Below are 12,212 nucleotides of genomic sequence, written 5' to 3'. Positions count from 1 at the left end.
CCCTTCACAGCTTGTCGCCCGGGAAGACCGAGCCGAGATTGCGCCAGTCCTCGCGGGTATTGGCCGCGTCCTTGTTCCAGTCCGGGTAGGTGTTCATCACGTCCGGCACCTGGGCCGGCCACCAGCACGGATCGGCACAGCCATAGAGATCCGACTCCATCGGCTGGCACAGCGAAGCCACGCCGCCGAAGGCGTCCACTTCCCAGCCCGGGTCCACCGTCGCCGTGCAGCCGGCGATGGCGCTCATCGCCACCACTTCCTCGACCCGGTCCTCTGCGACCGCCTTGTCCAGCAGTCGCGCCTTGTTGTTGATCGCCTTGAGATGCTTCATGACGCCCTCCTCGGGGAAATGTGCTGTTCGATGAAGGCCGGGTTGCCGGCCATGATGCGGCTGTAGACCTCGATGCCGAAGTCCACCCAGTCCCGCATCAGATCGCAGTAGTGATAGGTGGGATGTGCCGGATCGCCGTAGCGCGCGTAGCTCTCGTGGTAGCAACCACCCGAGCACAGGTTGCGGATGCGGCAGCTCGCGCAGCCGGTATCCGTACGATCCAGGCGCTGGGACAGGAAGTCGCCGAGCTGCTCGCGCTTGATGCCGTTCTTCACATCGCCGAAGGTCGGCAGCGTGGAGCCGGTGAAGCGGTGGCACAGGTTCAGTTCGCCCTTGTGATCGACCGCGAGCATCTTCAGCCCGGCACCGCAGGGCAACGCCTTCTTGTGGCCTTCATGCAGGTCAGTGATCAGCTGGTGCATGTTGGAGAAGCCGATGTTGCGCCCCTCCAGCGCCGCCTCCAGGTAACGCTGACCAAGCCGCTTGAGTCCGGCGAAGACCTCGACCAGCTCCTCGCCCGTCAGGTTGAAGGTGCTGATGTCGCCCGAGGTCACCGGCGCGAAGCCGACTTCGGCAAAGCCGAGCTCGTTGAACAGGTGGTCCCAGATGCGCTCGACCTCGGTGGTGCCGTGGGTCAGCGTGACGCGCGCGCCGACCGGCCGCGCGCTGTAGCGCGACAGCAGGCGCTCGGCCTTGCGCCGCACGGTCTCGTAGGTGCCCTGACCGCCGACCGTGAGCCGGTTGCGGTCATGGATCGCCTTGGGACCGTCGATGCTGATCGACAGGCCGAAGCGGTGGGCGTTGAGCCAGTCGATCGTGTCGTCTGCAAGAAGCGTGGCGTTCGTCGTCATGACGAAATCGACCTGCTTGCCGAGCTCGGGGAAGCGCGTCTCGCAGTACGCCACCACGTCCTTGATCAGCGGCAGGTTGCTGAGCGGCTCGCCACCGAAGAAGACGACGGTGTAGCGCGGTTCGTCGGGCGATTCGCGCAACATCATCTCGATCGCGTCGCGTGCGGTCTCGAAGGCCATCTTGCGACCCGCCGAGGGCTTGTCGAGATCTTCCTTGTAGCAGTAGGTGCAGCTCAGGTTGCAGCCCGTGTTGACGTTGAGCACCACCGTGGTGAGCGGGAAACGCTCGAAGGTGTGCGCGAGCGCAGTGGCGCCGGCCGGACGACCGTCGTCGACCAGCTCGAGGGCCACCAGCTCGCGGATCGCCTCGGCCACCTCGTCGGCGTCGAACTCGGTGCGCAGGCCGTCGATCAGCGCCTCGGCGGTAAGGCTCTGACGACGGATGCGATCGATCAGCGCCGCAGTCAGCGGGTCGAGCGCGAACAGCGAACTGCTCGGGATGTGGAACAGCATGCGCGTTTCATCGACGCGCAGCTCGTGCAGGTTGTTCTGCACCAGATTCAAGACGGCACCCATGGGAGCCTCCTTCGGTGTCGGGATTGCGGAGGGCAGGCCGCGCCTGCCGGAACGAAGCGCACCACCGATCAGGGCAGCGGCGGGTTGTTCCAGCGCGGCGGCGCCACGATGACCTGGCCTTCGCCCCGTAGTCTTTCGCCACCCTGCTCCACCTCGGCCACCACCTTGAGGTTGCCCACGTTGCTCGCCGACATGCGGCGTGCCGGGTTGGGACCAGCGTCTCCGGGCACGAATACGCCGCTCGCGGCATCCATCAGACCGGCGAACTTGACGTCCTGATCGTGTGCCGCCACCTCGTTGAAAGGCTCCACCGACCACTTCGCCGGCATCACGCCGATGCGGAAATCATCCTCGGTGCCGGCCTTGCCGTCGGCGCCAGCCGCCCACGCCTCGGCATCGAAGCGCGCCTCGACCTTGGCCGTCGGCGTCCCGTTGCCGCCAATGCGGGCGACCGCGAACGCGGGCAGCACCTTCACCGCGGCCACGCTGTCGTACAGCGCCAGCGCGCCACCCGAAGCCTTGCCGACCATCACCGGGTGCACGCCGCGGGCCGCGGCATCGGCCTGCACGCGAACCACCACCTCGGTCGCGGAACGCTTGACCGTGTCGATCAGCTTCACGCCCGCGGGCAGCGTCACGTCGCCCGCCAGGCCGGAACCGACGATACGCAGCTCGGCGCTCTCGCCCGCCTTCAGGTACGAAGGATGCACCGCCAGCACGCGGCTGTTGCCGGCCCCTTGCAGGCTGGCGACCACGTCGGCGCCGACCTCATCCTGATCACGCATGAACATGCGGCCGCGCATCACACCGTCTTCCACCGCGAACACCTGGCGCATTGGCGTGCCATCCACCATCAGGTCACCGCGCCACTCGTAGCCGGTGTAGATCAGCGCCTGCCCCTTGCCCTGCATCGGCCTGCCGTCGTCCCAGCGACCGTCAAAGGCAAGCGTGTAGCGATCCTTGCCTTTGCCCGCCGCGACCTTCATCACGCCCGAGAAGCCGCCACGGCCGGTCATGTGGCCGCTCATGCTCCACTCGCCCTTCACCGCCTGCGGCGCGTGCGCCTGCCACTGCTTCCAGGCTTCCGACTCCAGCGGCAGCTTGCTCGCCAGCTCCGGCACCATCTCCTTCAACGCGGTGCCGAACCAGTCGCGGTCGCGGCCCAGGGCCTGGTACTCGGCGGTGGGGTACTGGCCGAGGTGGAAATGCACCAGATGCTCCCACTCGGATGCGGGGCGGCGCTGCAGGAGCACGCGCGCGCCGGTATGGCAGCGCGCGCACATCTGGGTGAACTGCTCGGACTCGAAGGCCTCCATGGTGTTGAGGCGGCGTTCCATCGCGTAACGCGCACCGGCGGTCTCCGACGGTGCCAGGCCCCGGGTGTCGGCCAGATACTTGACCACCGTACGGCGCTCCTCGTCGGTGATCTTCAGGCCATGGACGATCTGCATGCGCGCCACCGACATCAGCCAGCCTTCAGGCGTCTTGCGCTGTTGGCTGATACGGCTGATGCCGTCGTCGCTTTCGGTGTGACAGGGCAAGCACTTTGCGCGGATCAGCGCTTCGGCCGAGGCGTGCGCCTGGGGGTGCGCCAGCGAGATGCCAATCACAGCCATGCTGCTCAGGGCAGTGGCAAGGGTTCTGATTTTCAAGACCGGATCTCCTCTTCATATCCTTTGATGAAGCATCCCCCCGGCGGGCCGGCCAAGCCGACCCGTTTGAGGAGAACACCGCAGCGCTGCGCAGTCCGAGGGCGACAACGGACACCGTTCGCAACGGGCGATCCGATCCTGTCTCCTCCTCACGCCACCGCAAGGTCACGCGAGTCCGCGTCCAGCCCTTCTGCGAGGGCCTGCACAGCTGCTGGCTTTGCCTCCAGCTGTCCGGTCGGCGCCGGATCCATGCAGAAGGCGAGCAGATCGTAGGCGCGGACCTTCCGTGCGCGTTATCCGAAAACGGCAAGCGAGGGCGAGGGCCCGGCCACGGCTCCAGGTTGCAAAGTCACCCACCACCGTGCCATCCTGAAAACCGACCGCGCAGCAGGGGAGAAACGTTCACTTAACCCCTGTTCCGGCAGGGACATACATAACGACAAGCACGATCGGACACCGATCGAGAGAGGACGAGACATGTTCACCAACGCCACCTGGCACCTGCCGAGGGGGTGCGGGCAATGAGCCCGGCTGCCCAGCCTTCGGTTCGCGCCCCCTACTCCTACACCTTGCGCGACACGCTCGACGCCGATGATCACGCGGCCTGCCTGACCAACTGGCAGCAGCGCTACGACCAGCTGACGGCGGGCGCTTTCGCCGGCGTGTTCGAGGAGTTCTGCTTCGGCAAGGTGCAGCTCTTTCGCGAGGGCCTGAACCAGTCGGTGCATCAGGCTGGCGGCGCGTGGCGCGGCTCACGCACCTTCGCCGTGCCGATCGCGATCGAAGGCACGGGCTGGTTCGGCGGCGAGGTCTATGACGCGCAGTCCATGCTGACCCTCGGGGGCGACGACGAGCTCGATTTCCGCACCCCGCGCCGGCTCGAGATCCTCGCCTGTACCGCCGATTCGGCGGCGCTCCGCGACTATGCGCAGCAGGTGGACCACCGCAACCTCGAGGCCGAGCTCGCCGGGCGCAAGCTGGCGCCCGCCACGCCCGAGGGAATGACAGCGCTCGGCCAACTGCTGGCGACCATGATGGCCAGCCTGCGTGCGACCCCCGAACTGCTGCTCCACCCGCAGATGCGCAAGGCCATGGAGCAGGCCTTGTTCGCCACCCTGCTCGACACGCTGTCGGCCGGCAGCGGACAGGCGGCACCGGCCCCGTCCTGTCGCGCCCGCCAGCTCGTGGTGGCGCGCGCACGTGCCTACATGGAGGCCCACATCGACGAGCCGATCACGGTCGCCGACCTGTGCATCGAGCTCGGCGTGTCGCGCCGCACCCTGCAGTACAGCTTCCAGGACGTGCTCGATCTCAACCCGGTGAGGTTCCTGCGCGCCATCCGCCTGAATGCGGTGCGCCGCGCGCTCAAGGCCGCCGACCCCAGCGGCCGCAGCACGGTCGCCGACATCGCCGCGCGCTGGGGCTTCTGGCACCTGTCGCACTTTTCCGCCGAGTACAAGACGATGTTCGGCGAACTACCGTCGGACACGCTCAGGCGTGCCGGCTGAAGCGGAGCGGCGCGCGCGCCAAATAGAATTTTTTGCTGGAACCATTAGCCCAAATCGGCAACGCGCTCTCCGCTTCGACCACAAAATTCCTGCCGTCAGCGTTCAAACGAGCCAGTTCTGGGCCTGCATCCATGCCAGCAAGGCCGCAGCGCGCGCCGGCTCGAGTCCGAAACGGGCACACAGCAGTGCCTCGCACCTTCCTTTGTCGGACGAAGAACCGCCCGCCGCACGCAAGGCGGCCAGCATGGGCGCCACCGCCAGGCCGTCGACGTGCCACACGCCGAGCGGCTGGTCGGGCGTCACCACCACGTCCTCCTCGACGATCCGTCCCGCGCACACCACCGGCCCGCGCGCGACGCGCACGGTCTCGGGCGTCACCGCGGCGTGCAGCGGTGCGGCATCCGGCCAGCCGCGGCGTGCGGCCCAGAACGGGGCCTGGGGCCAACGCGTTTCCTGGGCGTAGAAGTCGCGCCCGATGCGGGCGAAGCGGAAGAACAGATGCTCGATCCGACGCGTGTGGAACTGTCGCGCAAGCGCGGCGCGGCGGCGGTCGTGGCGCAGGGTGGCCACCACGGCCGGCGCCTGCAGTGCGGACGACAGGGCCTGGAAGATGCCATTGCCCGACAGCGGATCGACCGCCATTGCCGCATCGCCGACGCGGATCCAGTCATCGCCCGCCGCCACTTCGTTGAGCACCGCCGTGCTGGTGCGCGCGTGCGGTTCGCCGACCGGCTCCGCATCGCGCAGGAAAGGCGCCGCTGCCTCCACCGCGCGAAACCGTGCGCTGCAGTAGTCGCCGAGCGCCTTCTTCGGCGGCAGGTCGGCGCTGGCGACGTCCATCGTCAGCTGGAGGTAACGCCGCCCGTCGGCCAACGCGGCCATCCACATCCAGCCATCCTCGACGCTGAGCACCGCCGAAGCCGCCGCGCCAGGCGGCCCCTGCCAATACTGCAGCAGCGACACCGTCTCCACCCCGCGCACGCGCGGCGCTCCGCCACCGGGCGCGGCACGGCCACGGGCTTCGACGAGGAAGTCCGCCGCCAGCGTGCGCGGCCCGGCGTCGGAGTCGATCTCCAGTTCGTGACGTCCGGACGCCGAATGCAGTGTCGTCACCCGGCCGCGCACCACCGGCACGCCCAGGCGTTCGAGATCGTCGAGCAGCCCGCGGTCGAAGCGCTGGCGGTCGACCAGGCTTTCCACGTTGGCTTCGGTATAGGTGCCATTCCACACCGCCCGCCGCGGCGAGGGCGGCGCAAAGGCCGTCAGCGCCTGCTGCAGACCGAGGCCGCGCAAGGCGTCGATGACGCGCGCCGAAACGCCTTCCACCGCGGCGAAGCGGCGCGGCTCGCCCACCAGCGTCACCGGCTCGCCCATCCGCGCCAGCCCGATCGCCGCTGCCGCGCCCGCAGGCCCGGCGCCAATGATCACAATGCCTTCAGCCGCCATGATGTCTGCTCCTCGGATTGTCCACGCCGTGGTGGCTGGCCTGTTCCGCCAGCCAGGCGCGCAGGGTGCCTACGCCCCCACCGTCCGCCAGGTGCCGCGCCGCCTGGCCGCTGAGCCAGGCGCAGGCCATGCTTGCGCCCGCGCCGGCGAGACCGCCATCGAGCGGGCGCACATGGGCACCGAAATCGACCTCGGCGGAGCCGATCGCGGCGAGCTCGCCAGGCGCGCAGCGCGCATCGCCGCTCACCCGCAGCACACCCGCGAAGCCTGCCGGATACACCGCATCGCCGCGCGCCGGCGCCGCCGCGCACAGCACGACACCGGCCGCCACCGCGCGCGCGCAGGCTTCGGCCAGCGCCGGCCGCGGTTCGCGCAGGCCCAGGCTGAGATTGACGAGTTGGGCGCCGTTCGCCACCGCCCAGTCGATCGCCGCCGCCACCTGCGTCGCAGTGGTCGTCAGACGATCGCGGAACACCTGGGCGACCAGCAGCTCGGCCTGCGGCGCGCAATGCAACAGGATGTCGGCCACGCGGCTGCCGTGGCCGAGCGCGTCGGCGGTCACCGGCTCCTGGCGAACGCCGTTGTCATCGAGCACGAAGGCAGCCGCCGCCCGCACCCGCAATGCATGCACCGCGGCGCAGCCACTATCGACCACCGCGATCCGCGCTGCCATCCCTACACCGTCTCCGCAGCCAGCGGCAGCACCTCGAGCCGCCCGGCGTCGAGCCGCAGGCGCAGATCGCAGCCCGCGAGCGTCGCCGCGCGATGGCTGATCAGAATGCGGGTCCGCCCGGCGAAGAGCGCATCGACCTCGGCAATGATCGCCGCCTCGGTCGCCTCGTCGACCGCCGAGGTCGCCTCGTCCATCACCAGCACGCAGGGGTCCTGCAACAACGCACGCGCAATCGCGATGCGCTGGCGCTGGCCGCCGGAGAGCTGCTGCCCGCGCTCGCCCAGCGGCGTATCCAGGCCCTGCGGCAGGCTGGCAACGAGCGTATCCAGATGTGCCCGCCGCGCCGCCGCACGCACCGCCTCGTCGTCCGCCTGCGGCGCGGCGTAGCGGATGTTCTCGGCGAGCGTGCCGCGGAACAGCACGATGTCCTGGCTCACCACCGCCACCGCGCGGCGCAGCTCGCCGAGCGGGATCGCGCGCAGGTCGACGCCGTCGAGACGGATGCTGCCGGCGTAGGGATCGTAATGGCGGTGCAGGAGGTCGATCAGGGTGGACTTGCCGGCGCCCGAGGCGCCGGTGAGCGCCAGCTTGCTGCCGGCAGGAATCGTCAGCCGGGCGCCGTCGAGCACCGCCTCGGCGCGCCCCTGGTGGCGGAACACGACCTCCTCGAACTCGATCCTGCCCTGCCAGGCCCGAATGACGGCCTGCGCCGAGGCGGCATCCTCCACGACATCGGCCGCGGCCTCGCGCAGCTCGCTGACCCGCATCAGGCTCACGCTCATGCGCTGGATCGCGACATAGAGGCCAAGCAGACTGTTGACCGGCCCGGTCGCCATGCCGAGGTAGGTGGAGAACGCGATCAGCGCACCGAGCTGCCAGCTGCCTTCGATCACCCACCAGCCGCCGATCAGGAAAGCCGCGGCGCGCGTCAGCGAAGTCAGCGTGGACGGCACGGCCTGGGTGAAGAACTCGGTGCGCTGCAGCCGCAGCAAGTCGTCGAGGTAGCGCCCGCCCAGGCCGTCGAGCCGGGCGCGTTCGTCGGCTTCGCGCCGCGAGGCCTGGATGAACTTCATCGCCGGCAGGGTCTCGACCAGGAAGCTCGACACGTCCGCCGCGCGCTCGCGCACGGTGCGCGTGCGTGCCTCCACCTTGCGCCGCATCCAGCGCAACCAGGCCGCTTCGACCGGCACCAGCACCAGCACCAGCAGCGACAACTGCCACGACAGGCTCAGCATCAGCGCCAGCGCGCCGAACAGGCCGATGAGGCTGCTGACCGCGGCGAACAGGCTGTCGACGGCGAAGCGCTGGATTTCCGCCACGTCGCCGTCGAGGCGCGACATCAGGTCGCCCATGCGCTGGCGGCCGTAGAAAGCCGGCGACAGGGTCTGCAGGTGGCGGTAGAGATCGCTGCGCAGCGCGAACAGGATGCGGCCGGACAGGCGGGTGTGCAGCTGCCGGTTGACGCCGGCCAGCACGGTGCCGGCAATGCCGGCCAGCACCATGCCGCAGGCAACCGCCACCAGGGTCGGATAGTCGCGCGCGAGCAGGCCGTCGTCGATCAGCATCTTGGTCAGCCACGGCTGCAGCAGCACCAGCAGGGTCGCGCACAGCGACAGCAGCAGCAGTCCGGCGATCGCGCGCCGCTGCGGCCGCACGAAGCCGTACAGCCAATGCAGGCCGCGGCGCAGCTCGTCCGGCCGCTCGCTATGGACCAGGCGGCTCAGCACGGGACGCCCTCAAGCAGTTGCATGCCCCATCCTTGCGACCGGCGGGCTACCCTGGCCCGTTCCATTTCTCCGATCAACCAAATCACCAAGGTCAAGCCCGAGGAGAGGCTGGCGAGCACTCGCAGGTCCTTGCACCCTTCTCACCACCCGAGTTCCAGGTTAATTCGGCGACTATTGATATAGGGCAGAGCAGACTCATCGTGGTGCTTTCCAAAGCGCGTGAAGGGATCAGCATGCATGTCAACCGGTTGCTAAACAATAGATAAACTCATCGCTGGCATCAGCGCAACGACCGGCTGGCACTAAGCCGCGAGCCATGGATGCTCACCTGGATACACATCAAAGGCGAGGAGGGACGACGGCCAGGGACTGGCGAAGCGCTTCCAGGCTGCGGCGGCCGATTCTGCGGGACGGGCCACGCAGGCGGGCGCCGCGCCTGGGGAGTCAGAAGCTGCGCGTCAGGTGGACCAGCCACTTGCCCGACGCCGTGTTCTTGCAGTGCCGGCCGTCGTCGCACACGGTATAGAGCGGCTTGTCGGCGTCGGTGTCGACCCAGGCGAGTCCCGCCTGCCAGCCGCAGTCGAAGCTTTTTTCCACACCGATCTTCCAGTCGGTGAAGTTGTATTCGCCATAGTTGCGCACGTACTGGTGGCCGACGTGGGCACTGACGGTCCAGCCGGACAGGAATTCATGCGCCACATTGGCCTCGACGTAGTGCGAGCCCTTCGAATCGCCCCGCCCCAGGCCGAAGGATTTGTCGTTGAAACCGAAGTAGTCGCCCAGGGTGTGCGAATACTTGAGGTTCAGGAACTTCCACGTGACGCCGGCGTAGAGTTCCAGCGTGTCGTACTTTTCGCCCGTGCCATCGATCCTGCCGCCGGGGAAGATGAACTGCAGCAGGCCGATGTCGTAGCTGACGTCGCCGAGGGTGTTCGCGTAGCCGCCATAGACGTCGATTTCGCCCGATGCATTGTTGAGTGCATCGTCGCTGACGCTGGTGCCCCACACGCCGAGGTAGAGTCCGCTCTCATGCGCCAGATCGAAGCCGCCCTGCATGGCGGGTCTTTTCTGGGAATACGAGATGCCGCGGAACACGTACTGCGAAACCAGGCTGACGTTCGCGCTGAGGGCAAGGGGCGGCGTGGCCGTGTCGCTGGCATGCACGGCGGAGGCCGCGGCCAGCAGGCTTGCGAGCAGGACGTTCAGGGCCGTGCGTTTGATGTATGGCTTCACTTCGGGTGTCTCCTTGATTTGTTGTGGGCCGGTGGGGGCGGTTAGAGGCGCTCGGAAGCGCCGGCTTGTGGGCCCCGGGCAATGCCGGGGTGCTGCTGCCTGCGAGGCGCCCGGGAAGTCGTGCAAGCTTGGCAACGGTGTCAGGCGAGGTCCGGCGCGGGTTTTGGAGGCCGGGGGGGGCGTGGTGCGAATGCGAGCCACAGCGCACCGGCCAGGGTCAGCGTCAGGCCGAGCCAGAGCAGCGAGATGAACGGGAAGTGGCGCAGCACCACTGTCGCCTGTGGAGTCTGTGGCCCGCCTTCGAGGGCGGCCACGGCCGCGGCGGGGGACACCCACAACTGCACGTCGCGCGCCCAGCCGCGTTCGATGAAGGGGTGCAGCACGTAGCCTGGGGAATCGGCATAGCGCGCGTAGCGGTAATCGAGGATCTCGCAGATTTCGCGCATCGGGCCGCTGTAGCCTTCGATGGCACTGCGGCCGTCGCGGTACAGGGTCTGGCCGCTGACGAGGCTTTGCGAAGGCGTCAGCAGCTCGATGTGGGCGAAGGCGCGGAAGCCGTCGCCGTCCGCGCGGCCGCCGTCGGCCGTGCGCTCGACATCGACGCCGGTGACGCGGAAGGCGTAGCCATGATGGTCGCGCTGCCAGTCGTCTGACAGGGTGATGACGTGCTGCGAGTAGCCGTTGAGTGCCGTCGACAGCAGGGCGCCCCACAGCGCGCACATTGCCCCCACATGCACCAGCCCGACGGCGAGGACGTAGCCCCTGGCGCTCGTCCTTGCTGCCGTCCGGATGCTCCAGGCACTCGCCGCCAGGGCCAGGTAGGCGCCCGCCGCGAGGCTGGCGTCGATGCGCGGCAACACTGCGACGATCCGTTGCGACAGCACCCCGGTGCCGGTGTATTCGTGCGTCAGCAGGCCGCCTTCGAGCCAGACGCCACCGCAGGCGAGCGCCGCCAGCGCCAGCGATATCCAGCCCAGCCGCGGCGACAGGCGGCGCATGAAGAACCAGCCGCCGAGCAGGCCGATGAGGATCAGTGGGTACAGCGCCGCCCGTGCCAGCGCGTAGCCGTCCACGTCCCACTGCGAGAAGGCCGCCCTCAGCGCCGGCAGCTCGCTGCCGCGCGCCCAGCCGGCCAGCGTGGCGAAGAAGGGCTTCAGGTCGTCCGGCCGCGGCAGTTCCTGGGCGCTGGCATGGAAGGCCCAGGCCAGATGCGCGGCGGCGGCGGCCGCGACGACGGCGAAGGCATACTGGGTGAGGCGCAGGCCCCACGCGGCGAACCCCTGGCGCAGCGGTGTGGGCGCGACGCGGGTGCGTCCGCGCCACCACATCGCCGCGCCGGCGGCCGCGAGCAGCGCGGCGAGGGCGAAATACACCGGTGCGCTGGCCGCGCCGACATAGCGGTGCGAACTGGCGAGCGCCTCGTGCCGGGTCACGCCCATGGCGACCAGGGTGAGCACCGCCGCGAATAGCGCGGCTGCCGGCATCCAGCGCCATGCCGGCCGTCCCGCCCGCCAGCCCGGGACACCGTGCAGGTGGGCACCGAGCAGACACCAGACGGCGAAGACCGCCGTCTGCACCGGGTCCCAGTGCCAGACCAGGCCGTACATCGCATCCTCGAAAGCCCACACCATGCCGAAGCCGATGCCGGCGGTGAGCAGCATCCAGGCGCGGCGCGCGCGCATGTGCGCATCGTGCGGCCACTGGGTGGCGTGGCCGCCGAGCGCGGCCAGGGCCGGCGCGGCGAGCGCCAGTGTCCACGCGTAGGCCGCCAGCACCAGCGGCGCATGCAGCAGCATCCAGATCTTCATCAGGTGGGCGTTCATGCCCTGCGATGCCGCCTGCGCCAGCAGCTCGGCGGGCGTGGCGGAGAACGGCCCCAGCCAGGCGGCGAGCAGCGCGATGGCTGCGGCGATGAGCGCGGTGGCGTCGACGCGCATGGGCTGGCCGCGGCCGCGTGCCGCCAGGCTGGCGCAGAAGGCCGCCAGCAGCAGCGTCGTGCCTTCGTCGCCGCCCCATACGTTGCCCAGCTTCAGGTGCGGCGGCAGTTCGGCGCCGCTGTAGAGCCAGACGTAGCGCACTTCGAAACGGTCGCCGAGCAGCAACAGGGCAAGTCCGAGCAGCGTGCCCCACAGCAGCGCCGCCGCGGCCCGTGCCCAGGCCGCGCGGCCATCTGGCCGCAGGCCGGCGGCAAGCGCGCACAGGCCGGCGCCCAGCA

At 69.1% G+C, this 12,212-nt stretch carries 9 protein-coding genes; 1 reads left to right on the top strand and 8 read right to left on the bottom strand.

Annotated features, from left to right (window positions below; all coding sequences use genetic code 11):
* Positions 1–4: 4 nt before the first annotated feature.
* From qhpC to peaA, 3 genes are all read right to left on the bottom strand, one after another.
* Positions 5–331, bottom strand: coding sequence for a quinohemoprotein amine dehydrogenase subunit gamma (gene qhpC / locus C664_RS03895; RefSeq protein WP_004253576.1), 327 nt, complete (start codon positions 329–331; stop codon positions 5–7).
* Positions 328–1,758 carry a quinohemoprotein amine dehydrogenase maturation protein gene (gene peaB / locus C664_RS03890; RefSeq protein WP_004253573.1) on the bottom strand — a complete coding sequence of 477 codons (1,431 nt, stop codon included), beginning with the start codon at positions 1,756–1,758 and terminating at the stop codon, positions 328–330. The genes qhpC and peaB overlap by 4 nt, the downstream gene beginning before the upstream one ends.
* 68 nt (positions 1,759–1,826) lie before the next feature.
* The gene (peaA, locus tag C664_RS03885) at positions 1,827–3,410 is read right to left on the bottom strand and encodes a quinohemoprotein amine dehydrogenase subunit alpha (RefSeq protein WP_004253571.1); all 1,584 of its coding nucleotides are present in this window, start codon (positions 3,408–3,410) and stop codon (positions 1,827–1,829) included.
* 521 nt (positions 3,411–3,931) lie between these two features.
* Here peaA and C664_RS03880 point away from each other — a divergent pair.
* Positions 3,932–4,918, top strand: a complete 987-nt coding sequence (locus tag C664_RS03880; protein WP_004253568.1) for a helix-turn-helix domain-containing protein — start codon at positions 3,932–3,934, stop codon at positions 4,916–4,918.
* Positions 4,919–5,020: 102 nt separating this feature from the next.
* Here C664_RS03880 and qhpG read toward each other — a convergent pair whose 3' ends face one another.
* The 5 genes from qhpG to ccsA form a co-directional block, all read right to left on the bottom strand.
* Complete coding sequence (gene qhpG, locus C664_RS03875) at positions 5,021–6,364, bottom strand: flavin-dependent monooxygenase QhpG (protein WP_004253566.1); 1,344 nt, start codon at positions 6,362–6,364, stop codon at positions 5,021–5,023.
* Positions 6,354–7,037, bottom strand: coding sequence for a subtilisin-like serine protease QhpE (gene qhpE / locus C664_RS03870; RefSeq protein WP_004253564.1), 684 nt, complete (start codon positions 7,035–7,037; stop codon positions 6,354–6,356). Before qhpE ends, qhpG begins: the two co-directional genes overlap by 11 nt.
* Before the next feature lie 2 nt (positions 7,038–7,039).
* Positions 7,040–8,764 carry an ABC transporter ATP-binding protein gene (locus tag C664_RS03865; RefSeq protein ID WP_004253563.1) on the bottom strand — a complete coding sequence of 575 codons (1,725 nt, stop codon included), beginning with the start codon at positions 8,762–8,764 and terminating at the stop codon, positions 7,040–7,042.
* 444 nt (positions 8,765–9,208) lie between these two features.
* The gene (locus C664_RS03860; protein WP_004253560.1) at positions 9,209–9,997 is read right to left on the bottom strand and encodes a TorF family putative porin; all 789 of its coding nucleotides are present in this window, start codon (positions 9,995–9,997) and stop codon (positions 9,209–9,211) included.
* A 140-nt stretch (positions 9,998–10,137) separates the two neighbouring features.
* The gene (gene ccsA, locus C664_RS03855) at positions 10,138–12,210 is read right to left on the bottom strand and encodes a cytochrome c biogenesis protein CcsA (RefSeq protein ID WP_004253558.1); all 2,073 of its coding nucleotides are present in this window, start codon (positions 12,208–12,210) and stop codon (positions 10,138–10,140) included.
* Positions 12,211–12,212: the final 2 nt, after the last annotated feature.

Origin of the sequence: Thauera sp. 63 (assembly GCF_000310165.2) — a bacterium.
In the GTDB taxonomy this organism is placed as follows: Bacteria; Pseudomonadota; Gammaproteobacteria; order Burkholderiales; family Rhodocyclaceae; genus Thauera; species Thauera humireducens.
The sequence above is the reverse complement of the archived record's forward strand: the minus strand, read 5'-3'. Positions and strand labels throughout refer to the sequence as shown.